The organism is Candidatus Dadabacteria bacterium (genome assembly GCA_026705445.1).
Lineage (GTDB): Bacteria > Desulfobacterota_D > UBA1144 > Nemesobacterales > Nemesobacteraceae > Nemesobacter.
Genome location: JAPPAR010000023.1, coordinates 1 through 25,410, shown reverse-complemented (window position 1 = coordinate 25,410; position 25,410 = coordinate 1). Strand labels below are relative to the sequence as shown.

Annotated in this window: 22 protein-coding genes; 13 read left to right on the top strand and 9 right to left on the bottom strand. The window is 52.8% G+C overall.

What is annotated here, in order from left to right; genetic code table 11:
- A partial coding sequence (locus tag OXG75_05975; protein MCY3625518.1) for an ankyrin repeat domain-containing protein occupies positions 1-1,695 on the bottom strand: 1,695 nt, incomplete at its 3' end.
- Positions 1,696-2,009: 314 nt separating this feature from the next.
- Here OXG75_05975 and OXG75_05970 point away from each other — a divergent pair.
- The 6 genes from OXG75_05970 to nadA are packed head-to-tail and all read left to right on the top strand — an operon-like array spanning position 2,010 to position 9,307.
- On the top strand, positions 2,010-2,585 hold the full coding sequence (locus OXG75_05970; GenBank protein MCY3625517.1) for a cob(I)yrinic acid a,c-diamide adenosyltransferase: 576 nt from the start codon (positions 2,010-2,012) through the stop codon (positions 2,583-2,585).
- Complete coding sequence (locus tag OXG75_05965) at positions 2,585-3,223, top strand: O-methyltransferase (protein ID MCY3625516.1); 639 nt, start codon at positions 2,585-2,587, stop codon at positions 3,221-3,223. The genes OXG75_05970 and OXG75_05965 overlap by 1 nt, the downstream gene beginning before the upstream one ends.
- Positions 3,224-3,250: 27 nt before the next feature.
- Positions 3,251-5,866, top strand: a complete 2,616-nt coding sequence (glnD, locus tag OXG75_05960) for a [protein-PII] uridylyltransferase (GenBank protein ID MCY3625515.1) — start codon at positions 3,251-3,253, stop codon at positions 5,864-5,866.
- Positions 5,867-5,887: 21 nt separating this feature from the next.
- Positions 5,888-7,456, top strand: a complete 1,569-nt coding sequence (nadB, locus tag OXG75_05955; protein ID MCY3625514.1) for an L-aspartate oxidase — start codon at positions 5,888-5,890, stop codon at positions 7,454-7,456.
- An 11-nt stretch (positions 7,457-7,467) separates the two neighbouring features.
- The gene (nadC, locus tag OXG75_05950; protein MCY3625513.1) at positions 7,468-8,319 is read left to right on the top strand and encodes a carboxylating nicotinate-nucleotide diphosphorylase; all 852 of its coding nucleotides are present in this window, start codon (positions 7,468-7,470) and stop codon (positions 8,317-8,319) included.
- A gap of 34 nt (positions 8,320-8,353) precedes the next feature.
- On the top strand, positions 8,354-9,307 hold the full coding sequence (gene nadA, locus OXG75_05945) for a quinolinate synthase NadA (GenBank protein MCY3625512.1): 954 nt from the start codon (positions 8,354-8,356) through the stop codon (positions 9,305-9,307).
- 6 nt (positions 9,308-9,313) lie between these two features.
- On the opposite strand, the gene OXG75_05940 is transcribed toward nadA, so the two are convergent.
- The 5 genes from OXG75_05940 to OXG75_05920 form a co-directional block, all read right to left on the bottom strand.
- Positions 9,314-10,876: an autotransporter domain-containing protein gene (locus OXG75_05940; GenBank protein ID MCY3625511.1), complete on the bottom strand. Its 1,563-nt coding sequence runs from the start codon at positions 10,874-10,876 to the stop codon at positions 9,314-9,316.
- A 42-nt stretch (positions 10,877-10,918) separates the two neighbouring features.
- A complete protein-coding gene (locus OXG75_05935; GenBank protein ID MCY3625510.1) occupies positions 10,919-11,248 on the bottom strand; it encodes a hypothetical protein in 330 nt (109 codons plus the stop codon).
- Between the two features lie 51 nt (positions 11,249-11,299).
- Positions 11,300-12,895 carry a gamma-glutamyltransferase gene (gene ggt / locus OXG75_05930; protein ID MCY3625509.1) on the bottom strand — a complete coding sequence of 532 codons (1,596 nt, stop codon included), beginning with the start codon at positions 12,893-12,895 and terminating at the stop codon, positions 11,300-11,302.
- 152 nt (positions 12,896-13,047) lie between these two features.
- Positions 13,048-14,352 carry a hypothetical protein gene (locus OXG75_05925; GenBank protein MCY3625508.1) on the bottom strand — a complete coding sequence of 435 codons (1,305 nt, stop codon included), beginning with the start codon at positions 14,350-14,352 and terminating at the stop codon, positions 13,048-13,050.
- Between the two features lie 97 nt (positions 14,353-14,449).
- On the bottom strand, positions 14,450-14,944 hold the full coding sequence (locus OXG75_05920) for a ferritin (GenBank protein ID MCY3625507.1): 495 nt from the start codon (positions 14,942-14,944) through the stop codon (positions 14,450-14,452).
- 196 nt (positions 14,945-15,140) lie between these two features.
- Here OXG75_05920 and lon point away from each other — a divergent pair, with 196 nt between their 5' ends.
- The gene (gene lon, locus OXG75_05915; protein ID MCY3625506.1) at positions 15,141-17,552 is read left to right on the top strand and encodes an endopeptidase La; all 2,412 of its coding nucleotides are present in this window, start codon (positions 15,141-15,143) and stop codon (positions 17,550-17,552) included.
- 84 nt (positions 17,553-17,636) lie between these two features.
- Positions 17,637-18,683 (top strand): PA0069 family radical SAM protein, encoded by a 1,047-nt coding sequence (locus OXG75_05910; GenBank protein MCY3625505.1) that lies wholly within the window; start codon positions 17,637-17,639, stop codon positions 18,681-18,683.
- 27 nt (positions 18,684-18,710) lie between these two features.
- On the opposite strand, the gene hisG is transcribed toward OXG75_05910, so the two are convergent.
- The 3 genes from hisG to prmC are packed head-to-tail and all read right to left on the bottom strand — an operon-like array spanning position 18,711 to position 21,411.
- Positions 18,711-19,313, bottom strand: a complete 603-nt coding sequence (gene hisG, locus OXG75_05905) for an ATP phosphoribosyltransferase (GenBank protein ID MCY3625504.1) — start codon at positions 19,311-19,313, stop codon at positions 18,711-18,713.
- Between the two features lie 11 nt (positions 19,314-19,324).
- Positions 19,325-20,581, bottom strand: coding sequence for a UDP-N-acetylglucosamine 1-carboxyvinyltransferase (gene murA / locus OXG75_05900; protein MCY3625503.1), 1,257 nt, complete (start codon positions 20,579-20,581; stop codon positions 19,325-19,327).
- A complete protein-coding gene (prmC, locus tag OXG75_05895) occupies positions 20,569-21,411 on the bottom strand; it encodes a peptide chain release factor N(5)-glutamine methyltransferase (protein MCY3625502.1) in 843 nt (280 codons plus the stop codon). The genes murA and prmC overlap by 13 nt, the downstream gene beginning before the upstream one ends.
- Before the next feature lie 156 nt (positions 21,412-21,567).
- On the opposite strand from prmC, the gene OXG75_05890 reads away from it, so the two are divergent.
- The 5 genes from OXG75_05890 to OXG75_05870 all read left to right on the top strand — a co-directional run.
- Positions 21,568-22,830, top strand: a complete 1,263-nt coding sequence (locus tag OXG75_05890) for a hypothetical protein (GenBank protein ID MCY3625501.1) — start codon at positions 21,568-21,570, stop codon at positions 22,828-22,830.
- A gap of 62 nt (positions 22,831-22,892) precedes the next feature.
- Entirely contained in the window at positions 22,893-23,579 is a 687-nt protein-coding gene (locus tag OXG75_05885) for a YggS family pyridoxal phosphate-dependent enzyme (GenBank protein MCY3625500.1), read from the top strand.
- 8 nt (positions 23,580-23,587) lie between these two features.
- Positions 23,588-24,403, top strand: a complete 816-nt coding sequence (gene proC, locus OXG75_05880) for a pyrroline-5-carboxylate reductase (protein ID MCY3625499.1) — start codon at positions 23,588-23,590, stop codon at positions 24,401-24,403.
- Position 24,404: 1 nt separating this feature from the next.
- On the top strand, positions 24,405-24,704 hold the full coding sequence (locus OXG75_05875) for a YggT family protein (GenBank protein ID MCY3625498.1): 300 nt from the start codon (positions 24,405-24,407) through the stop codon (positions 24,702-24,704).
- Positions 24,705-24,885: 181 nt separating this feature from the next.
- The coding region (locus OXG75_05870; GenBank protein MCY3625497.1) for a Fic family protein at positions 24,886-25,410 on the top strand (525 nt) is incomplete at its 3' end.

The following is a 25,410-nucleotide window of genomic DNA, read 5'->3' as shown; positions in this document are numbered from 1 at the left end:
CATGGCTGCTGACCCTAAAAACCCTTCCATATCCCTATGCGGTGAGAAATGCGGGTTAGAGTCGTCGGTTACTGTCTTAATGTATTTGGATATTCTGTTTTCTAGATCAACCGGTGTCCAAGAAAGCTGACGGCACCGGTTTACAAAATTCTTTGTCGCCTCGGTAAAACGATCAATTGCTCTCTTTTTTATACGAAGCCATATTTCTTCTTCTGGCAGTTTGGCGCACTTGAGACCCTTTTCTTCAAGAGCCTTTTTCAGTATTTCTTTGAAACTTTCAGCACCTTCAGATAGAAAATGCGGAGATAATTCAATTGTTTCCCAGTTGTGTTTCTGTTGATATTTGTCACCGCTTCCCAACCCGATGTGTTGAATTATCACGCATTCTCTTCTTCCCTTCGGAATGGTAAAATCAGGCCGCCATCCTCGTACCCCCTTGCACCACGGCTTGTATTTATAGGAGATATCATGTTCAAACAAAAAGTCCGCTATAAGTTTTTCTCCTTCAGATTTAACTTTTTCGCCATTGAGTGTTTGACATGAAAGAGAGCGTCTGTACTGCAAAAACTCCTCCATGGTTTTTCCCCAGTCAATGTTTCTCATGTGAGCAAGCATAAGTTCCCTGATTTCCGATTCAAGCTCTCCGTGAATATGTTCAACAATAACTTCCTGAAGCGACCCACTGAGTGCGAAAATATTGTTTTGCGGATCATCATAAATCAGGGTCTCAGCAGGCTTGACTATTGCGTGTGCCAACGCATGAAAAGTCATTATGTGAGGCAACCCTATTCCAAGTTTTTCGGCAACTGCATCAATAATATTTTCCTCAAAATCCTGTTGTTGGTGCTTTGCCACATTTTTTTGCTTCTTAGGGTCTGCAAGTTTTTTTCTTTTCTGCGATTCAAATTCAGTTTCGGCATCTTTGTGTTGGATGAAAAGAAACCTGCGGCGCATTTCTAGGACAGCTTTTCTATTAAAGGCGAGAAGAAGCAATTCTTCTGGATGGATATTACAGTGTTCGACGAGAAAGAGCGCCCTGTTGATGACAGTTGAAGTTTTGCCGCTACCAGCTCTTGCTACTAATTGAATATTTCCATGAATTTCACCAATGGCTCTAGCTTGGTCATCATCTGGATGCATAGACGTTTTTTGCGATATCCATCCTTGAACAAACCTGATTTTTTGTTTTTCGTAATCGTTTCGTGGAAGAAGATCTGCCAGCTCTTCCTCATAAAACGAATCCGCTTCGGCAAAATTATGTTCAAATTTTTTTCTGATCTGAGAAATTGCTTCCTGTTTTTCTTTCTCCCTACTGCGAATACGTTCCGCTTCGCGACTGGCAAATTTTTCGAACGAATTAAAATGAAAAGGAGCTTGCCCGTTTTTGTTTTTAATACTTGCATCAGCTCCTTTTTCAATGAGAAAAGATGCTAGTTTCCTATCCCCTAAAAGAAATAAAGCGTCATGAAGAGGAGTGTCGCCGTCTTCATCTTGAGCATTTATGTTAGCTCCCCCTTCAATCAAAAGAGACACTATTTCCATTTTTTCTGCCGAACGCGAAGCGAGGTGAAGGGGAGTATCGCCGTTTCTGTCTCGAGCATTTACATCGGCACCTTCTTCAATAAGAGAAGATACAAGTTTCGTGTTTCCCGCTAACACGCAGTCATGAAGAGCATTACTCTTGATTTCAGCCATGACATACTCCTCGGTTGCCGTGATTTTCAACCTAACCCATTGATAATGCTACAGCGATTCCCATTATTTGAAAAAATTTAACCCCGCTGTTTTTCAGAAGCGCTATGCCTAGTATCTCAAACTCAGATTTCCTGACAGTACGCAACTAAGCTCTCAAGTATTCTGTGTGTTTCTATAATATATTTTATATCCGAATTGAGAGAGCATCTCATAACTTCCTTTTGATTGGATAACGAGATTTATAGGGCATCTTCCAATCTGGACAACGGAAAATTTCTTTTTAGCTCACGGGAAGGCGGTTAAAATTTTTTCAAATGCCTAAAAAGAGAATAACTACTGTTTACACTGGTCTTGGAGATGACGGGAAAACCTCGCTTCTGGGCGGAAAAAGGGTGAGAAAATCATCACCGAGGGTCAATGCGTACGGCGATGTGGACGAGCTTAACTCGGTTCTGGGAGTTGCCTGCACAAAAGCGGTCGATCCCAGGGTTAAGGAGCTTCTGCGGGAAATACAGAACGCGCTTTTCACTGTGGGAAGCGACTTGGCTACCCCGCGGGATTCGACTTTTTCCCCGCCGAGGGTGACCGCGGGGATGGCGGAACGGCTCGAGGAACGGATAGATGAGTTTTTGCCTGAGGTCGGAGAGCTTAGGGAATTCGTTCTGCCGGGAGGGGCGGAGGGCGCCGCCTGGCTTCATCTCGCCCGCACGGTGTGCAGGAGGGCCGAGAGAGGCGTTGAGGAATTTTTCGGGGATTCCGAGGAGGGGAGCAAGATTCTGGTCTACCTTAACCGCCTCTCGGATCTTCTTTTCGTTCTTGCGAGAGTGGAGAACAAGTCCGCGGGGACGGGGGAGATCTTCGTTGATTTCGGACGGGGCGAGGACGGGTGATGGACGAAGGCGCAACTATAACGAACCCCGAGATCGAAGACTACATTCTCTCTCTCTACCCCCGCGTTCACGAGGTTTTCTATGAGATGGAAAAGCGGGCTGAGGGAAGCGACGTGAAAATAGTGGGGCCTCTTGTGGGAAGGTTTTTTTCGCAGATATGCCTTCTGCGCAGGCCGCAAAGCATTTTCGAGATGGGTTCCGGGTTCGGGTACTCGGCCCTTTGGTTCTCCCTTTTTCTGGGTGACGGAGGCGTGGTAACCTGTACGGACTGGCTTGAGGAAAATGCGGAGGCGGCGCGCGGGTACTTCACGCGGGCCGGGCAGATTCGCAAGCTCCGCTTTGTCTGCGGGGACGCGCTTGAAGTACTGGCGAATTCGGACCGTAAATTTGATATGATATTCAATGACATAGACAAGGAGAACTACCCGCAGGTTGTCGAGCTTGCGCGGGAGAAGCTTAACCCCGGGGGGATGCTTATTACCGATAACGTGCTTTGGGGAGGGAGGGTTCTCGGCGGCGGAGGTTCTGAGAGCACCGAAGGAGTCCTGGAGTTTAACCGGCTTTTGTTCTCGGACCCGGAGTTTTTCTCCACGGTGGTTCCCCTTCGCGACGGGGTGGCGCTAAGTGTCAGGATTTAACGGATATTTGTTTCCCAGGATCCCAAAGTGAAAGAACTTGAGACCACTGAAAATGAGCTTCTGACTTTCTTTACGGACTCCTACGAGCATATACGCAGGCGCCATTACGCGAGGAGCAGGAAAAACAAGGCCCTCATAGGCTACGAGCTTGCCCGGGAGAGAACCGAGATCGTGGACGAGTTCATCAAGCGGGCCCTTTCGCGGTACGGTCACCCGGAACTCAAAGGCGTCTCCATAGTGGCTCTCGGGGGTTACGGCAGGGAAGAGCTTTCCCCGTACTCCGACATAGATCTTCTTTTTCTTCACAAAAAAGGCTCAAAGGGCCTGGCCGAGGAAGTAGTTGAGCGGCTTCTTTACCTTCTCTGGGATACGAAGATGGATGTGGGGAACTGCACGAGAAGCCTTGAGGAGTGCAGGGAGCTCTCGATGGACAGGAACGATGTAACCATCCTGAGTTCTCTTCTTGACTCAAGGTTCATATGCGGGGACAGGACTCTTTACGACGAACTTGAAAACGAAATTTACGGCGAGGTGCTCCCCAAGATCTCACACGATTTCATAAGGAGAAAAATAGATGAAAGGGACGTAAGGGGCGAGAGATACGGAAAAACCCTCTATATCCTCGAACCTAACGTTAAGGAGGGAAGAGGAGGGCTCAGGGAGTTCCAGACGGCGATGTGGATAGCGCAGGCAAGTTACAAGGCCAAAAGTTTCGAGGAGGTGCTCCAGAGGGGGTTCGTCTCGGAGAGGGAATACGGGACGATACGCAAATGCCTTAACTTCCTTATGCTTGTGCGTGCGCAGTTGCATTACCAGGCGAAAAAAAGGGAGGACAACCTGAGTTTCGATCTTCAGGTCCAGGTAGCGAAATCCTTCGGTTACAGGGACGGAAAGCTCCGTGCGGTGGAGAAATTCATGAGGATCTATTACCTCCGCGCCGCGGTGCTGGTACAGCAGTCCCGAAGGCTGACGGAAAAATGCACGAGGGCGTACGCGCGAAGAAGGCTCGCCAAAAGGGCCATTCATCTTGACCACGGGTTTACGATACGGGGCAAATACCTCTCCGTGACGAGCAGAAACGTTTTCAGCGAGGACTTCTGCAATTTCCTGCGCGCGTTTGAATACGCTGACCGCCACTCGGTCGAATTCACAGAATACCTAGAGATTCTCATGGCTGAGCAGGCAACCCGCATAGACGAAAAGGTCCGAAACGACCCGGAGTTCAACAGGATGTTCCTGAGGCTCCTGCGTTTCGGAAAGGATGTCTCGAAAATGCTGCTCAAGATGAACGAGATGCGTCTTCTGGGCCGCTTCATTCCGGAATTCGGGAAAATAGTCTGCATGGTGCAGTTCGATTCCTACCACGTCTATACAGTAGACATACACTCCATATTCATGGTCAGGGAGATCGAAAGGCTTATAAATTACGAATACGAGGAAAAATTTCCCTTTCTCACCAAGGTCGCCGAAACCCTGGTGAAAAGACATGTTCTTTTTCTCGCCTGCCTTTTCCACGACATGGGGAAGGGCCAGGGGGGAGGCCACGCGCAGAAAGGGGCTGCCATGATCCCGAAGATAGCCGAGAGGATGGGTCTTAGTGCCTCCGACGCGGAGCAGCTTGAATTTCTGGTGAGACATCATCTGGCCATGGTTCATTTTTCCCAGAGAAGGGATCTTGACGACCCGGTCGTTCTGAACCGGTTGGCCAAGTCCATTCCGGACCAGGAAACACTCTCTCTTCTCTACCTGCTCACTTTTGCGGATATAAGGTCGGTCGGTCCCGACGTGTGGAAAGACTGGACGGGAATGCTGCTCCAGGAGCTCTACGTGAAGACTCTCCGGCAGATGTCGGCGGGCACGTACCGGCGTAAGACCGACGAGGAATGGATGCAGAAGATGACCTCGGACATAGTGGTCGACGCCGCCGGAGAGATTCCCGAGCGCAAAGTGACGAAAATATTGAAAAAAATGCCGGTTTCCTATTTCGGCCAGTTTTCAAGACAGAACATTTTACGCCACGTAAAGCTCCTGAACTCGATTGAAGGAAAGTTCGCAACGGAGGTAATCCACTACGAGGAGCACGACGAGTTTACAGTCTGTGCCCCCGACAAAAAAGGTATATTCTCGGAGTTCTGCGGGGTTCTTAGCGCGAACGGACTCAATATCCTGGGGGCAAGAATCGTAACCACGCTCGACAAGAGGGCTTTTGACGTGTTCTATGTGGAGAGGACCGATTACCTGACCGAAGAGGAGTATGGAGAGGTGTGGAAAAAGGTCGACAAAAACCTCAACAAGGTGCTTGACGGAGATGTTGAGGTTGACGAGCTGGTTGAGAGGAGGAAGAGAAACTACTCCTCCTACGGAAGAAAGATTCCCGAGTATCCTCCGGAAATCGTGTTTGACAACGAGTCTTCGGATAGGGCGACCGTGATAGAGGTTTATGCCCACGACCGGGAAGGACTTCTCTACGGCATCACGAAAGCAATTTCCGAGATGAATCTTTCGATTGACTACGCCAAGATTTCGACCAGGGCGGATCAGGTCGCCGACACGTTTTACGTGCGTGACTCGAGAGGGCGCAAGATAAGCGGTGCCAAGAAACTCAAAAAGATAGAGGATTCTCTTATATCGGCGGTGAGCTAGGGGGGAAGCCGGGCGGTTTTGATGAGCGCAGAAATTATTGACGTCGAGTGCGATTTTCTTGTTGTGGGCGGGGGGCTTGCGGGTCTCTACGCCGCGGTGTGCGCGTCTTCCCTTGGCCGGTGCGTGGTGGTGACCAAGCAGACCCTCGTGCAAAGCAATTCATACTGGGCTCAGGGAGGAATCGCGGCTGCGGTCGACCCCGAGGACTCGCCCGTCTTTCACAAGGAGGACACGATTGCCGCGGGAAGAGGGCTTTGCGATGGCCGCGCCGTGCAGATCCTGGTCGAGGAGGGAAGGGAGAGGGTCACGGACCTCATAAACCTCGGCATGAAGTTTGATTCCGACGACAGCGGTCTTCTGCTCGGCCTCGAGGGAGGGCACTCGAAAAGAAGAGTCCTTCACGCGGGAGGCGACTCGACGGGAAAGGAGATGATCGAGTTCCTCATCTCTTTTGTAAGTTCAAGCGAGTCGGTAGCCATTCTTGAGCTTGTCACCGTTACCGACATAATCTCGGACGGAGAGAGATGCTACGGCGTCTGGGGTTACGACGAGGGGAGGGAAAGCTACGTGAGAATTTCTTCTCCCTGCACCATAGTTGCCACCGGCGGCGCGAGCGCCCTTTACAGTAGGACCACCAATCCGGAAGGGGCCTCAGGGGAAGGCATATCGCTTGCCTGGAGAGCGGGAGCCGAGATTTCCGACATGGAGTTCGTTCAGTTCCACCCCACTGTTTTCAGCGGCAAAAAAGGCGACGCCTTTCTTCTCACCGAGGCGATAAGGGGGGAGGGAGCCTATCTCCTTAACGCCCGGGGCGAAAGGTTCATGGAACACTACAGTTCCCTCCTTGAACTTGCGCCGAGAGACGTGGTCTCAAAGGCGATTCACAGCGAGATGAGGTTCTGCGGAGAAGACTATGTGTATCTCGATCTCTCCCATATGGATCCCGAATTCGTAAGGAAAAGGTTCTCTAACATAGACAGGCTCTGCAGGGATTCGGGTTTTGATCTTGCCAAAGACCGCATCCCCGTTGCTCCCGCCGCCCATTACACCATAGGCGGGGTAAGGACCAGTCTCATGGGAGAGACGAACATAGAGGGTCTTTACGCCTGCGGAGAGGTTTCAAACACCGGCGTCCACGGCGCCAACCGCCTTGCGAGCAATTCCCTTCTCGAGTGCATGGTGTTTGCCAAGAGGTGTGTCGACAGCGCGTCCGGCAGGCGGCATACGGGGAACATTACCGGGGGTTTCGAAGGCTTTATGCTTGCCGATACCAGGGAAGCCGATGCCGGATTTTTCAACGAAGCCAAGGATATGATAATCGGGGGGATGAGTAAACATCTCGGGATAGTGAGAGAACTGGAGGGCATGGAGGAATTCGTCGCGCGGCTCGAGGAGATTTCCTCGGAAACCGAAGGCGTTCCCGGATGGTTTGGCTTTAAGCTCGGGACGATGCTCGATGTGTGTCTGCTCGTTGCGCGCGCAGCTCTTTTGAGGAAGGAGTCGCGGGGAGCCCATATGAGATCTGATTATCCGGAGGAGAACTCGGATTATGAAAAACACCTGGTTTTCAGGAAGGACCTGGAGACCTAAGGAGCCGACTGATGAATACGCACGAAAATTACCCGCAGGAAGTTGACGCCGTCTTGGAGCTTTCCCTTCGGGAGGATATAGGGAGCGGAGACGTTACGACCGGGAGCATAGTTCCCGAGGACGCCGTTTTAACCGGAGAAGTGCGTGCGAAGGGGATCGGCGTGGTTTCGGGACTGGGACTTTCCTGTGCCGTTTTCCGGAAGCTTGACCCGGACTGCGTGTGGGAGGAGATTGTCCATGACGGGGACAGGGTTTCCCCGGGAGACGCTCTAGCCCGCGTTGCGGGCAGGGCAAGGGCGATTCTTTCGGCGGAGCGGACCGCCCTTAACATACTTCAGAAAATGAGCGGCATCTCGACTCTCACTTCTTTTTTCGTTGAGGCCGTAGTCGGCTCCGGAGTGAAGATAAAAGACACGAGAAAAACCCTTCCGGGACTCAGGTGGATCAGCAAATACGCCGTGGCGGTCGGCGGGGGGCATAATCACCGCGCCGGGCTTTACGACGGAGTGCTCATAAAGGACAACCATATAAAGGCGGCCGGGAGCATAGCGGCGGCGGTCGAGAGGGCTAGGCGGAACGTCGGGGAGGATTTCCCCATAGAGGTCGAGACCAAAACCATGGAGCAGGTGAAGGAGGCGGTTTCCTGCGGCGTTGACGTCATAATGCTTGACAACATGGACATCCGGGAAATCGGGGAGGCCGTGCGTCTGATAGACCGCCGCGGGCTTGTCGAGGTCTCCGGCGGAGTTACCCTTGAGAACGTTAGGGAGATGGCGCAAAGCGGAGTCGATTTCATATCTGTCGGAGCTCTTACTCACTCGGCTCCGTGTTTAGATATTTCTTTTGATGTGTTAGAATCATGAATGCGGGCTGTATAGTGGGTGCCCGGCTGTTGAGATGGACAGCTTACATGATATTCCAGAAGAGATAGACAGGCTTAGAAGGGAAAAAAATGCGGTAATTCTGGCCCATAACTACCAGATACCCGAAATTCAGGACCTTGCCGACTACACGGGGGATTCCTTGGGTCTCTCGCAGAAGGCTTCTGAAACCGACGCGGAAATCATCATCTTCTGCGGGGTTCACTTCATGGCCGAAACCGCTTCCATAATCTCCCCCGACAAGAAGGTGCTTATCCCCGACCCCGAGGCGGGCTGCTCCCTTGCCGAGACCATAAATCTGGAACAGCTCAAAAAATGGAAATCCGAACACCCGGACGCACTCGTTGTTTCTTATGTTAACACCTCGGCCGCCGTCAAGTCTGAGACCGACTACTGCGTTACTTCCTCAAACGCCGTCAAGATAGTGGAGTCCATCCCCAGGGACAGGGAGATACTTTTTCTGCCTGACATGTTCCTGGGAGCTTTCGTCTCCAAGGTTACGGGCAGAAAGATTCATATCTGGCCCGGGGAATGCCACGTGCACGCGGGAATACGGCCTAAGGACATAAGGAGAATAAAGGAGTCCTATCCCAACGCGGAGATGATAGTTCACCCCGAGTGCGGCTGTACCACGTCTTTTCTTCATTCCGCAGCCGGGGATGACGAGCTTGCAAGGGAGATAAAGTTTTTCTCTACGGGAAAGATGATTGACTACACCCGCAATTCCGACACCCCAGAGTTCGTGGTCGCCACTGAAACCGGGATTCTTCACACTCTCAGGAAACAGAGCCCCGAGAAGGAGTTCTATCCCGCCAAGGCCGACGCGGTCTGCGAGTACATGAAGATGATAACGGTTGATAAGGTGCTCAATTCCCTAAGGGAGGAAGTCTACGAGGTCAGGGTTCCCGAGGATATTGCTCGGAAGGCCAAGAAATCGATAGACAGGATGCTTTACATCTCGGCTCAGTGACGCTTTCTAGAATGTCATGTGCACTCCGAGACTGAACTCATGGTTGAGGTTGGAGTCGTTGCCAAAGCCCCCGGAGTAGCCGACGAAAGTTTTCGTCCGGCTGCCGATGTTGGCAGTAAGGCCGCCGCCGGCGTTTACCCATTCATTCGGCGGTTTGAAACCCGGGAGAGTAAAGCGGCCGGACATGGTGTTCGATCCCGCGGTAACCGAGACGGAATCGTCATTAAGCTCTCTCTCGTAAGACACGCGGAGGTATGGCAACAGCCTTTCGCCTAGACCTAGATTTCCCTTGAACTGATAACCCGCTCTCGCAAGTAGGGAGTCGCGTTCAAAGTCCGAGAAGTTCATCGAGGTGGACATGGAGCCGATTTCACTGTAGCCGTCGATTTTCTGATTAAGCCATCCGAGTCCCAGGAACAGATTATGTCTGTATCTCTCGGATGTGCTCGAAACCCAGCCCACTTCAACATCGGTTCCGAACTGATAGGAGCTTGTGGAGCCATGCTCCGCGCGTAGCGCCGCTCCGAGCCGGATCGAACGGTTGATGTCAATAGATGTCCTGCCCCCGTTAAAGGCGCCGCTTAGGTAAAAAACGTCGTAAACAAGGGTGCCGTGCAGCGAGCCTGTCACAACGATGCTGTCAATGCTTGCGCCCGAGAGATCATTGTCGTGGTTCCCAAGGCTCAATGCCGCGCCCAGGTAAAGCCCATCCCCGATGCGGTAGTCGGTGCCCAGGGTGAGCACATGCATTTCGGCCTGCGTTTTGCCCAGATGGGGCAGGGATTCGAGATTGTGTCTGCCTATCAGGCCCCTCGCGTAGCTGTGCCATTTCCCGGCCGAGCGGTCAGACCCGAGATAAAGCATCCGCTCCGTAAATACGGCGTCGCGGTGCGCCCTAGCAACTTCCACTCCTGCCTCCCCTCCAAGCGATACCTGGACCGGGGCCGCGAGGGTGGAGATTACCGTGTTTGCAACCGCCGCGTGAACCGCTCCGCTGGGATGGGAATCGTCCGCGAAAAGATAAGTCTCGTCAGTTTTGGGAGGTGAGAGGTAGCCTGAGTCGGTCGGGCCGCATACCAGTGACTCCAGTCCGCCGCCAGGGCGCAGGGGGTTTGAACCGGGAGCGCAGGCTATATCATCGGTGTTTGTGAATCCGTAGTTTCCGGGATTTTCAGTTATCTCGTCCATCAGGGCGGAGACATTTACGGGAATGATTCCGCGCTCCAGAGAAGCAAGACCCGTGTCCAGCGCTTCGTTGTAGGCGCGGGTCAGGGCTGAGAGTCCTGCCGCGGCCGCGGCTCCGCCGCGCCGGGCGCTTAAGGTTTTTCCGCGGTCGGGCAGGTTCAGCACCACGACGTAACGCGCGCCGGCGTCCTGGAGGCCTCGGATCTGATCTATGTATGCTTCCGCCGCTTTCAACGTGTCTTCAAGAGCGTTCTGGGGATCAGACTGGTTCTCCCCGGCTACGGCGCTTATGTCGTTTGCGCCGCCCCAGATCATGTAGAGCGCGTCTGGACCCGCGCTTGAGCCCGAGAGATGCTGGCTGATCTGCTGCCGCGTCGTGGGCACGGGATTCTCACAGGCAACGTCCGGGTCTACGCAGGCGCCTCCCTAGGAATAGTTCGTCCCGCCGGCGAGCGAATTGACTGCCGATGCTCCGAAGGCTTCGGCCACGATTTCAGCCCAGACCGGGTCGGGATTCGTGGTGAAGCTTGTGCCGTCCGGAATATTGAATCCGCGAGACTTGGCAACAGGCGCGTAAGACTGGACGATATTTCCTGAGTCGCTCAAGCTGTCGCCGAATGTGACGACGGAACTGAAAGTTTGCGCCCGGCTGCCGATGCCAAACCCTGACAGGAACAAAACGGCAACGGCAAAAAGCAGATATCGCAACATTGAGAGTTCTCCTCTGGATTCCGTTTTCAGACTTGATTTTACCATACAAATAAAGACGGATTCCGGCAACCTGTTTTCCCGGGCGCGGCGCGCGGGTCAGTATCCCTGCGCCAATCCTCCCGGGTGCCTGGGATCGGCTGCTCCGAGAAAGAGCCCTTCTGTCTTCGCCACGCCCTGGGCGCTCCCCATCGGGCCGGTTCTTTTCACCTCGTATCCTTTTTGCCGCAGCCTGGCCTCCAAGTCTTTCCCTGTTTCCCTTTCCACGTACAGGGTATCGGGGAGCCACTGGTGGTGTATCCTCGGGGCCGATGTGGCCTCCCGGATGCTCATCTTGTGATCAATCACGTTCAGAATGACCTGAAGCACGGAAGTTATTATTCTGCTCCCTCCACGGCCCCCCGTCGCGAGAAGAAATTCTTCGCCGTTAAACACGATGGTCGGCGTCATGGAGCTCAGCATTCTTTTGCCGGGGGCAATGGAGTTCTTTTCACCGCCGATGAGACCGTATGCGTTCGGCGTTGCGGGTTTTGCCGAGAAATCATCCATTTCGTTGTTAAGCAGTATCCCTGTTCCCGCCACGGCGAGACCCGAGCCGTAGGCGAAATTAAGCGTGTACGTGTTTGAAACCACGTTTCCGAACCTGTCGGCTACGGTGAAGTGGGTGGTGTCAGTGCCTCCGGCGGGGGGTGGTGAGCCCGGCTTTACGTATATGCTCGGAGTCGCTTTTTGGGGATTGACGCGGTTTGCCAGGCGTTTTGCGTACTGTTTTGAGACAAGATGTGCTGTGGGAACGGGGGAGAAGTCCGGATCGCCCAGATGTTCTGATCTGTCCGCGTAGGCAAGCTTCATGGTCTCCGAGAGAATATGGATGTAGCGCGCGGAATTATGGCCGTATTGCGAGAGGGGGTAGCGCTCGAGAATGTTAAGCATCTGGATAAGATGGACCCCGCCCGAGCTTGGAGGCGGCATCGAGTGGATACTGTAGCCCCTGTAACTTCCGGTCACCGGTTCTCTTATGAGAGCCTCATAAGAGGTAAGGTCCCGTTCGGTTATGAGGCCTCCCTCTTTTTTCATGTAAGCCGTGATTTTTTTCGCTATCGTCCCTCTGTAAAACGCCCCGGGACCGTTTTTGCTTATTTCCTTGAGGCTCCACGCAAGGTTTTTCTGCCTGAGGATTTCTCCCTCCCGGGGCGGCTCTCCGTTGTTTTTGAAAAAAATCTCCATGCTCTCGCCTGATTTTTTCAAGCGCCCTTTTGCTTTCAGAAGCGATTTTCTGAGTTCCGGCGTAACCGCAAATCCCTCCTCCGCGAGCCTTATTGCCGGCGCAAGAACCTTTTCAAGCGGCATGGTCCCGTATTTTTCAAGGGCCAGCGAAAGCCCCGCGACCGTTCCCGGAACCCCGCAGGAATAGATGCTGTGCCGTGCCCGCTCCGTGTCAACCTCTCCGGTCTCATCGAGGAACATGTTGCGCGTGGCTTTAAGCGGAGCTTTTTCCCTGTAATCTATGGCGACTGTCCGTCCCGTTTTGCTCAGATGCACCAGCATGAATCCGCCGCCCCCGAGGTTTCCGGCTCTCGGGTGAGTGACCGCGAGGGCGAATCCGACGGCGACCGCTGCATCAACGGCGTTTCCGCCTTCCTTGAGTACGGAGAGCCCGACGAGGGTAGCGATCTGCTCCTCGGATACAACCATCCCGTTTCGAAAAGATGTGGATTCCGCCGTACTTTTATTTAAATAACCGGGTTCCGCGCGGGCGGAAGAGAGTGCGACGGATAAAACAAGACAGAGTATGAAGGCGTGTTTAAGGATCAAGTCCGCGGGCATATTAAGCGACCGGGGAGTGTTCAGAAAGACACTCCATACCTGTAGCGCTTCGACATGTTCATCCTGTCTTCGCAGATCTTTATCTTTTTGGAATAAAATGCCTTTTCGAAAGAGTCCTCGGCAAGGCCGATCGCGCGGTTGAAATTCGATATCGCGTCTTCGTACTTATGAAGCTGGAAATGAAGATTTCCAAGAGTTGAATACAGAAGATCGTGCGAGCGGAGATCCTCAACCCCGCGTATTCCCCCTATGACGCGAAGACCTTCCTGCGCCCCTCGGGTTTTGGAAATAGCAATTGCTTTTTGAAGTTCGACAAGCGGACAGTAGTTGCACGCCAGGTACTTGTCGTAAAGTGAGATAATCCGGTCCCAGTTCGTGTCTCCGTATTTTCTGGCTAGAGAGTGAACGGCGTCAACGCCTGCCTTCAGGTGAATCTCCGTCACCTCTTCTCCTTCTTCAGCCGAGAGGGCAAGGTGCTCAAATCCCCTTTTGATCATGTCCCTGTCCCAAAGCTCCCTGTTCTGCTCCTTTATCCCAAGCGGTCTTCCGTTGCCGTCGTTCATGGTCTGAAGTCTCGAGGCGTTTAGCAGCATGAAGGATACGAGGGCGTGAACCCTGGGTTTTTTCGTTGCGGGGAAATCAAGCAGCATTTCGCCAAGCCTTATCGCGGAAAAGCACAAGGAGGCGACCGGGGGCATTGCCTTGCGGATACCGTTTTGGCCGAGGCTGAAAATCTCGTATATGTTCTTGGTCACCACCCCGAGATTTTTCTCCATATCGGCCCCGGTCAGCCGAACGGCCGCTTCGGCGATCTTCTTTTTCTCCGAAGCGAGCTGCTCTTCGAGGGCCTTCTCGTTTCTCTCCAGTATCCTGGCGAGAGAAGAGCAGGAAAAGCCGCAGAGCACGTTCAGTACGAGATATTTCTGGATGGAGCTTTCAACTCCGGGCGCGCACAGGGCGAAAAGCATCTTAACCTGGTTTTTCGCCACTTCCTCTTTATCTGGAAAGGGGAGCTGAAATCCCGATACGTCGATCCTTCTCTTCGCACCGTTTGCTCTGGAGAGATAGTTTATCTTCCTGCAGAAAAGCTTGTTTGAGTTCTCCGTTATATCAGCCCACACCGCGCTCTGGGGATCCTGGGGAATTCCGTCTTTTCCCCATCTGGCCCTCATCTTCTCAAAAGAGTTGGCGCATACTCTCTGCACGTGCTCAAGGCTCTCGTAGCCGAAAACCTTCACGAGCGTGGAAACAATCGCTCCGTAGTCACTTATAAGCTGTTTTGTAATCTGCCTGTTTACTTCAGGCCGGTTGTATTTTATTCCCAATTGTCCGCTTCCTTCCCCACTGCGGAGAACGTTTTAATCTACAAACGGACTAAAATACATACCGGAGCTTGAAAGTAAAGATCGCCAGAGTTTTCGCTTATTCACCCTCTCTTGAGGCGAGTTCCCTGTCGAGAATCAGAAGTGCTGCGGGATTGTCCTCTGCGAGCTTCAGCTGCTCAACGACTTCCTCGGCGCTTTTCTCCTCCTCGACCTGTTCTTCTATGAACCAGTGGAGCATTACTAAAGTTGCCTGATCGTTTTTCGAGGCGGCGAGATCATAAATGTTGTTTATCATTCCCGTAACCTCCCTTTCATGCTCCAAAACCTCCTCGAACATTTCAAGGAACGCTCCGAACTCAGAGGGAGGCTGCTCTATCGAATCAAGGGTTACCCTGCCGCCCCTGTCGATCAGATAATCAAAGAACTTCAACGCGTGCACAAGCTCCTCTTCGCTCTGCTTGCGAAGCCAGCTCGCGAAACCGGAAAAGTTTTTGGATTCACAATAGGCGGACATCGAAAGATATAGATAGGATGAATAGTACTCGTTTCTTATCTGCGTGTTTATTGCGTCCTGTACGTCACTGTCAATCATTTTTATTCCTCCTTGGTTTCTCGTTCTGCTATCTTTAATGATACCCTGCTTGTTAAAAATTACTACTAAATGGTAATTATTTCCAATAAGAGCCCTGCCCGATTATGACTGGCGCTCTGCATGCTGTATAATAACAGGGTTGTAAATATCCGAACCTGTATTATATACTCTAAATAGGATTATTGAGGAGGAGAAAATGTCAGATCCCGAAAACGTTAACGAAAAAGTCCTTCCACTCCTTCCACTTCGCGACGTAGTTATATACCCCTACATGCTGGCCCCTCTTTTCGTGGGCAGGGAAAAATCCATCAAGGCTCTTGAGGAGGCGGCTAAGGGCAGCAAGGAAATATTCCTTTCGGCGCAGAAAGACGCGAAGGTGAACGAACCTGGGAACGAGGATATGTACAGAATCGGGACCATCGGAACGATAGTTCAGATGCTCCGGCTTCCCGACGGCACCGTGAAGGTTCTTGTCGAGGGCAAAAAGAGGGCCTCAATATCCGGCTTTGTTTCTCACAAGGACATGTTTGTCGTAAAAGTAAAGGAGATAGAGGAACCTTCGGGGGAAAGCGTCGAGGTTGAAGCGCTCATGCGTTCGGCGACCAAGCTTTTCGAGGATTACGTGAAACTCAACACGAAGATCCCCTCGGAAACCCTCGTGACTTTCATGTCCATTGACGAACCGGGCAAGCTCGGCGACACGGTCGCTTCGCATCTTAGCATGAAGCTTTCGGACAAGCAGGAGATTCTCGAGGTTCTCCATCCGCTCGAGAGGCTGGAGAAGCTTTGCGAGAAGATGCAGTCCGAGCTCGAGATACTCCAGATGGAAAAGCGCATAGGAAAAAGGGTCAAAAAGCAGATGGAGAAGGCCCAGAGGGAGTATTACCTCAACGAGCAGATGAAGGCAATTCAGAAGGAGCTCGGCACGGGAGATGACCTTAAAAGCGAAATAGACGAGTTTGAGGAAAAGCTTCGTGAGAAGGAGCTTCCCGAGGATGTTGAGCAGAGGGTAAAAAGAGAGATAAACAAGCTTCGCCTGATGTCCTCCATGTCGGCCGAGGCTACTGTGGTGAGAAACTATATCGACTGGCTTTTGGATCTGCCGTGGATAAAGGAGAAGACCGAGGACCGTCTTGACATCGAGGAAGCCGCATCGATTCTCGACGAGGATCACTACGGCCTTGAAAAACCCAAGGAGAGAATACTTGAATATCTGGCGGTTAGGGTTCTAGCCGAGAAGCTTAAGGGCCCGATAATCTGTTTCGTAGGACCCCCGGGCGTGGGAAAGACCTCTTTGGCCAAGTCCATAGCGCGCGCAATGGGCCGCAAGTTCGTCAGGACGTCTCTTGGCGGGGTAAGGGACGAGGCCGAGATAAGGGGACACAGGAGGACCTACATAGGAGCCCTTCCAGGCAAGATCATACAGGGAATGAAAAAGGCCGGAACCGTAAATCCTGTCTTTCTCCTCGACGAGATCGACAAGCTTGGGATGGATTTCAGGGGAGATCCGGCTTCGGCGCTTCTTGAGGCCCTTGACCCTGAGCAGAACTCAAATTTCAACGATCATTACATCGAGGCCGACTACGACCTCTCGAAGGTGATGTTCATAATGACGGCGAACGTGCTGCACACGATTCCCTGGGCACTTCAGGACCGAATGGAGATAATCCGTCTTCCCGGATACACGGAGCAGGAGAAACTCCAGATAGCCAGGAAATTCCTTATAGGGAAGCAGAAGAATGATCATGGCCTTAACGACCACAAGGTGACCATAAAGAACGAGGCCCTTCTGCAGATCATAAGAAGGTACACGAAGGAAAGCGGCGTGAGGAACCTGGAGAGGGAAATAGCGGCGCTTTGCAGGAAGGTTGCGAGGGAGATCGTTGAGAAGAAAAAGACCAAGGGAGTCAACATCACCGCCAAGAATGTCGGTAAGTACCTCGGCACTCCCAAGTACGAGTACGGGGAGATTGAGCAGACCGACCAGGTGGGAGCCGCCACGGGGCTTGCGTGGACGGAGCTTGGAGGGGAGCTTCTTACGATAGAGGTTTCCATTGTTCCCGGTAAAGGGAATTTCACCGTCACCGGCAAGCTCGGCGAGGTGATGCAGGAATCCGCGCGCGCGGCGATGAGCTACGTGAGGAGCCGGGCGCAGCGCTTGGGACTTGAAAGGCTTTTCTATCAGAACGTGGATATACACATTCACGTTCCCGAGGGAGCCACTCCCAAGGATGGGCCGAGCGCCGGCATAGCGATAGCGAGCGCCATTACGAGCGCCATTACGAGAAAGCCCATAAACAGGGAAATCGCAATGACGGGAGAGATCACGCTTCGCGGAAGAGTGCTTACCATCGGGGGGCTCAAGGAGAAAATCCTCGCCGCCCACAGGGGCAGGGTGAAGGAAGTGCTGATTCCCGTAGAGAACAAGAAAGACATTGAGGACATACCGGAGAACGTGAGAAAAGAGGTAAAAATAACTCCAGTGGAACATATGGACGAAGTTGTTGAAAAGGTACTTCTCTCGGATGAGCCTGTGCTCAAGAACTTCGTTGTTCCCAAGGCCGGTTACCCCCTCGAGGCCGACCCGGTGCCGAAGAGCATAAACTGAAGGCAACCAGTTGCTTAGTGTTTCAAAAGCCCCGAGGCGGTCGCTGCCGCTTCGGGGCTTTTTGGTTTAGGGAAGATTCGTAAAGTGAAGCCATACATAAAAGGAAGGGGATCCCAGGAGAACCCCGCGGGAAGGTTCGAGCGGATTGATTTTGTTGCGGACGAGGATACGCCCGTCGCTGACGGCGCCCCCAGAACCGTTTACTACAGGGACCGGACGAAAACCATAATCTCCTACAACCAGAGTCCCGATGTTTCCTTTGACGCGAGCATCAATCCCTACCGGGGATGCGAGCACGGATGCGTTTACTGCTACGCAAGGCCCACGCACGAATACCTGGGGCTCTCCGCGGGGCTTGATTTCGAAACAAAGATTTTCGTAAAGCAAAATGCCCCCGAGCTTCTGAGAAAGGAGCTTCGCGCGGCGAAATGGGTTCCTAAGCCGATAGCGATAAGCGGGGTTACCGACTGCTATCAGCCGGCGGAAAAGCATTTTCAGATAACGAGAAAATGCCTCGAGGTTCTGAGGGAATTCCAAAACCCGGTCGGGATAATAACTAAACACTATCTGGTGACCCGCGATATTGATATTCTCTCCGACATGGCCAGAATCGGTTGCGCGAGCGTGGTTATCTCCGTCACGACGCTTGACGGCGAACTTTCAAGAAAGATGGAACCCAGAGCGTCGCATCCCGAATACAGGCTCAGGGCAATAGCCAGGCTTGCGGACGCCGGCATTCCCGTGACGGTGCTCATAGCTCCGGTGATTCCCGGACTAACTGACCATGAGATTCCGGAGATAATGAAAGAAGCTTCGTCCCGCGGAGCGGTCGACGCGGGTTACGTGATGCTCCGGCTTCCCTACGGAGTTGCCGACATATTCTCCGAGTGGCTTGGGCGCCACTACCCCGACAGAAAGAAAAAGATACTGGGGCGAATCGAGTCTATGAGGGACGGAGACCTTAGCTCTTCTGAGTACCGCGTCCGGATGAAGGGCAAGGGGATTTTCGCGGAGCAGACCGAAAGGATCTTTCGCGTGGCTTACGGGAAGTTCGGTTTTGGGAGAAGGAAGGCGCCTCTTGATGTTTCCCGCTTCAGAAGAGGCGGGCCCGCCCAGCTCGAGCTTTTCTGATAAGCCGTGTGAAAAAAGGGAGGCAGCCTATCTTACCTCCTCAAGCTTCTCAATCAGTTCCTTTATTTCCTTTGACTTTATTTTCATGCTTACCTTGTTAACGATTAACTTCGCGCTTACCTCCGCTACCACTTCCACTATCTCAAGGTCGTTTTTCTTAAGGGTTTCTCCCGTGGCCGTAAGATCAACTATAGCGTCGCAAAGCCCTATTATGGGGGCAAGCTCAACCGAACCGTAGAGTTTTATGACTTCCGTGCTTATGCCTTTTTTGTTGTAGAAATCGCTTGCGATCTTCGGGTACTTTGTCGCGATCCGCAAGGATGCCTTGCCCGATTTCTCAAAGCCCTTCGGAGCGGCGACTACCATCTTGCATTTTCCTATTCTGAGGTCAAGAGGCTCGTAGAGGCCGCAGTCCTGCTCCATTAGCGTGTCCTTGCCGACTATTCCGCAGTCCGCGGCGCCGTACTCGACGTAGGAGGTGACGTCTGTGGGTCTCACTATAAGCAGCCTCATCCCCGCCTCTTCGAACTCGAATATGAGTTTTCTCGAATCCTTTATTATCTCCGTTATGTCTATCGAGACCTTCTTGAAGAGATCAACGGTCTCCTCAAGCAGCCTACCCCTGGGCATCGCTATGGTTATCACTCTTTTTCCCTCCAGATGCTGGCTCCAACTGACCGCAGTTTTTCATCAAGTTTCTCGTATCCCCGGTCAAGATGGTAGATTCTCGACACTTCCGTCCTGCCGGCGCCGCAAAGCCCCGCCAGCACGAGCGAGGCGCTCGCCCGAAGATCGCTTGCCATGATGGGGGCGCCCATCATTTCCCGGACACCTCTTACCACGGCGCTGTTTCCGACAAGCTTTATGTCCGCGCCCATCCTCCGCAGTTCGGCGGTGTGCATGAACCTCTGCGGAAATATGTTCTCCGTTATTACGCTCATTCCGTCGGCAACGCACATGAGTATCATCATCTGGGCCTGCATGTCGGTCGGGAATCCCGGATAAGGGAGCGTAGAGAAGTCTATGCTTTTTATCTTCCCTGTGCCCCGCACCCTGATGGAGTTCCCATTTTTTTCTATTTCCGTTCCCGTCTGAAGCAGTTTCCCCGTGAGCGCCCCAAGGTGCTCGAACCTGCAGTTCCTGATCACGAGATCGCTTTCATTAAGGGCGGCGGCTATCATCAGCGTCCCCGCCTCTATCCTGTCGGGCATTACGCTGTAGCCCCTCAGCGGACCGAGCGAACTTACCCCCGTTATCGTTATTATATCCGTTCCGGCCCCTTCTATTTTCGCTCCCATCAGATTGAGGGCGTTTGCCAGATCCACCACTTCGGGTTCGCATGCGGCGTTCAGTATGACGGTCTCTCCTTCGCAGACGCTTGCAAGCAACATTATGTTTTCGGTCCCCGTAACGGTCGAGAGATCGAAGGGCACGGTGGTTCCCTCAAGTTTTTTCGCGACGGCGCTTACGTACCCGTCCTCAAGCTGCACCGACGTCCCGAGGATTCGAAGCCCCTTTATGTGCTGATCAATTGGCCTCTCTCCTATCGCGCATCCTCCGGGAAGCGAGACTTCGGCTTTTTTAAACCTGGCCACAAGCGGTCCCAGAACCAGCACGGAAGCCCTCATCGTCTTTACCAGATCGTAGGGGGCCTTGTAGCGGTCAATGGTTGTTGAGTCAACGAGCAGTTCACCGTCCGCGTACTCGCATCTCGCGCCCAGAGTTTCGAGGAGCTTCATCATGGTCCGCACGTCCGCCAGATCCGGCACGTTCGAGATGGTGTTCTCCCCGTCGTTAAGTATGCAGGCCGCCATTATGGGAAGGACGGCGTTTTTCGCTCCGCCGACCGACACCTCTCCGCAAAGCCTGTTTTTCCCTTCTATTACTATTTTTTCCAAGTTGCCCTCACTACCCTTTCGATGCCGGCTATATCGGTCTTGAAGTCTATATCAGAAAAACCGTTTCTGCTGATTATTCTCTCCGCGGACTCGGCCTGCCCGGCTCCGATTTCAAGAAGCAGAAAACCGCCTTCGCGAAGAACGCCGCCCGCCGCGGACGCTATCTTCCTTATGCATGCAAGTCCATCCTCCCCGCCGAGAAGCGCCACCGAGGGTTCGTAATGCCTTATTTCCCCCGGAAGTTCCTCGTATTGCGCCGCGGAAACGTAGGGGGGATTTGAAACTATCATGTCAAACGAGGATTCCGCGAAGCAGCACAGGATATCTGAATTTACAAAACCTACGCTTGCGCCGTGCGTGCGTGCGTTCTCTGCCGCTACCCCGAGTGCCGAGGCGGATATGTCGGAGGCGAAAACCTCGCAGCCGTGCGATTCAAGAAAGAGCGTCACTGCAAGACACCCGCTTCCAGTTCCGAGATCAAGAACGCGGGGATTTTTCATCAGCCCCGCGGTCTCTATAGCGAGTTCCGCTAGCGTTTCCGTCTCCGGTCTCGGTATCAGGACTTCGGGAGTAACGACAAAAGGCCTCGAGCAGAATTCCCGTCTGCCGGTAACGTACGCAAGAGGTTCTCCGCGCAGGCGGCGGCCAACCAGCCTTTTAAAGGCTTCGCCGCGGCCGGGGTCAACCAGTCTTTGCGGATGAGCGTAAAGTTCAACCGGGTCGGCGCCAAGACTTCTTGCGAGTATCGCTTTTGCCTCTATTCCCGGACACTCAAAGCCGCTTTTCTCGAAGCTTTTTCTTCCTTTGAGGTAAAGTTTCTTCAGTTCCATCTGAGCTTGAAGCAATGAGTGTATACGCAGAAGGCGCGTTTTCAAGTTCATATTCCCAGATTTTGCCGCCGCGCCGGCCGAGGATTACAATCGGCGCATGTTTATGATAAACTCAGGTAAGAGCTTGTTCAGAAAAACAGACCAGGAGGTAATAAGATGAAAACGCATATGGAGAAAGAGGGAAAATGCTTCTGGAAGGGGAAGATGGCCTTTTTTGCCTCTGTATTGTTGCTGATTGCCCTTTTTTCTCACACTCCCGAATCCCGCGCCCATAATTATACCGATATCCCGATCCGCCAGGGGTATGAGAACAATCATGCCGCGGACAGCGTGAAAGCAGAAGATGTCGAGGCCGGGGACATGGAGGGAATGCGGGAACTTGTTCTGCACGCGAGAGCCCACATAAAGCAGCTGGCGGATTACTCAGGCGGCCTCGCTCCCTTTCTTCGGAAAATTGAGAAGGAAGGAGGGGACTGGCGCAAGGACGGAATATACATCTTCCGGATGAGTGACGAAGGTACAATACAGCCGCCCCATCCTCGTTATCCCCTCGCCCAGGGAGGAAACCTGAACGAGTACGCTCCCATGGGGAAGCTCAGAGGAAATCTTGAAGACGCGGAAAAGGGGACGGCGGAATGTGTCGGATATGAATTTGAGGGCGAGACGAGGGCTGCGTGTGCCGTTTCTTCCGACCTGGAATTCCAGTACCTTGCGAACCCGATCCCGACTGTTCTGGTAGCCGGGCTTGACCACGATTTTGAAGATGTTTCGTTTTCTGGATTGCAATGCCCTTATCGTGATCCAGAAACAAGCGCCGTTGATGTGGTGGACAGGGACACGCTTAAGGAATTCGTGGACGAGTTTGCCCGGTTCTATGTCGAGCTGGTTAACCGTCCGGGCGGCACGTCAAATTTTATCGACTCGCTTAACTGCTTCAGGGTTCTGCCCTGGAAGAGAGGTTCTGTTTATCTTTTTGCCATGACCGAGGATACTCGGCTTGTTGTCCTAAACGGCAACACTCCATCTCTTGAAAACAGGAGCCTGAATGTCGTTGATGCCAATGGAACCAATGTCGGGGACCTGATCGTAAGCGCCCTTGAGGACAAGGATTCATATGAAGGGGTCTTTGTCGAGTATCTCTGGGATGACCCGACGGATGATGTTCCCGCGATAACAGAAGAGGGCAGGGCCCCGGGCGATGTGCCGAAGTTAAGCTATGTCGTCAAGACTCCGCTTGGAGTCAGCGGACGCCAAATCATCTGGGGTTCCGGCATTTATCCCGAAACGGCGGGTGACGGCGGCGGATGCGCGGTCGCGGGAACCTCCCCTGGGAACAAAGATGCCTTGTTCATCCTGCTTGTGGCGGCGTCATCCGTGTTTTTCGTGACTTTTTGCGGAAACCGTTTCAAGGGGAAATGAGTACGGCCCGCGGCGGGATTTCCGGTCGCTTTTGTATTGATAGCGGATGTTGTGGAATCCGGATGAGCCTGAAAGACAGAATAGACGAGGTGGAAGGGAGAATCGCCGAAGCGTGCCGCAGATCAGGGAGAAGGCGCGGCGAGCTGCGTCTTGTGGCCGTGTCCAAGAAGTTCCCCCTTGAAGTAATTTCCGAGGCCGCCGGCCTCGGGCTTCGTGATTTCGGGGAGAATTACGCCCAGGAGCTTCGCGACAAGCAGAGGGAAGCCGGAAGCGGTATCGCCACGCTTCGCTGGCACTTCATTGGTGCCTTGCAGAGAAACAAGGTGAAGTACGTTATTGGCAAGGCGGATCTTGTGCACGCAGTTGACAACATAGCCCTTGTGGCGGAGCTTGATAAAAGGGCGGCGGTTCGCGGCATCCGCGTGCGCGCGCTTGTGGAAATAAACGGGGGAGAAAAGAGCAAAAACGGAATCAGAGGGAGCGGACTTCGGGAGTTTCTCGAAAGCGCCTCGGGATTCAGGAACGTTTCACTTGAGGGACTCATGATGATGCCCCCTTATTTTGAGGACCCCGAGATGAGCAGGCCGTGGTTCTCTGAACTGAGGGAGATGAGAGACAGGGTAGCGGGAGAGTTTCCCGGCATACAGGAGCTTTCAATGGGCATGAGCAACGATTTCGAGGTGGCGATTGAAGAAGGTGCGACTATTCTCAGGATCGGCACCGCGCTTTTTGGTCCGAGGCCTGGGTGAACTAGAAAATGAAAAAGACGGCATTTATAGGAGCGGGGAACATGGCCGAGGCGATGGTGAGGGGACTTCTCGCCTCGGGAAGCTTTAGCAAAAAGGACGTAACGCTCTCAGACGTAGACCCCGAGAGACTCTCTTGCCTGTCCTCGCGCTACGGAGTCGCGACCGCCTCCGATAACCGCGAAGCGGTAAAAAAGTCCGATATAGTTGTTTTTTCCGTAAAACCCCAGGTAATTCCCGAGGTCTGCGGGGAAGTGCGAAACATCGCCACCAAAGACAAGCTCTATGTGTCGATCGCTGCCGGGGTAGGTTATTCTTCCATAAAAAAACTTATCGGAAGGGAGATAAAGCTCGCGCGGGTTATGCCCAACACCCCGAGTCTCGTGCTTGAGGGGGCATCCTGCGTATATTTCGGGGAAGGGTTCTCCGGTGAGGAAGAGGATCTGGTTCTCGAAATCCTAGGCTCCTTGGGAAAAGCCTTTCGGGTTGAGAGCGAGAGCCTCATGGATGCCGTTACTGCCCTTTCCGGAAGTGGTCCCGCGTTTGTATCGATTTTCATCGAGGCGCTTTGCGACGGCGCGGTTAAAATGGGACTTTCGAGAAAGCTCGCAACGGACCTTGCTGCGCAGACAGTTCTGGGCACCTCGAAAATGATTCAGGAAGGCGCCGCGCACCCTGCCGAGATAAAGGACATGGTCACGTCGCCCGGGGGAACCACGGCAAGCGGGATTCATTCACTTGAGCGAGGCGGTTTCCGGGCTGCTGTGATATCTGCTATCGAGTCCGCGGCCAGACGTTCCGCGGAACTTTCAGGAGAGGAGGACTGACATGGAAATATTAGGAGGCAATTTCTTAAGGGCCATCGCCGAAGTGGTGGACATACTTCTTAGTGTTTACATATGGCTCATAGTGGGACGGGCGATACTTTCATGGGTGAATCCCGACCCGTATAACCCCATAGTGAGGTTTCTTTACTCGGCCACGGAGCCGGTTCTGGGTTTTGCCAGAAGATACATCCCTCCCATCGGGGGCTCATTAGACCTCAGTCCCATAGTGGTTCTGCTTCTGATAGTCTTCATAAAGCGCGCCGTCGTCAACTCTCTTTTCCAGATGGCGGCCGGTTTGTAATTGCGTGAAGGATTCTGGGAAGTGAAAATTACAAGACTGGAACCGATTTTTTGCCAAAACTGCACCAGTTTGGATACTAAACTTAGCTAAATTAGTATAATCTTAGTATTTCTATCTCCCTTATATTCTTATATATTGAACGATCCCATTTTGTTTCCTTGTTTAAAGAGAGAGGATTAATATGAAGCTTCCCCTTGAGCCGCCGCCGTTTGAGGAACTGTTCGCAGAGGTGATTCAAAGCGGCGAGTATATGGAACTTTCGGAACGCTTTTATGGAAACGTTCCCAAAAAATATCTGCGCTGGGATCAACTGAGGCATCGCCAGATTCCCGATGGTCTTACCCTCAGGCAATGGTGGCATTTCATAAAAATTCAAAGAGTAGCTGCCTCTAAAAAAGTTACGCTTCCAGACAAGCAGGGAAATCTTTTCAGTTACAACACGACCGAATCAATATCCCAAGTGCTGCATGGAATTGATATGGAGTCCGGAGGCTCAATCCAGATAGAGGATAAAAGTATAGGTCCTCATACAAGGGACCGGCACCTTGTCCGCTCGCTTATAGAGGAAGCTATTACATCAAGCCAGATTGAGGGTGCTTCGACAACTCGTTTAGTGGCTAAGAACCTGATACAGACAGGACGGAAGCCTAGCCCGCATTTCTCACCGCATAGGGATATGGAAGGGTTTTTAGGGTCAGCAGCCATG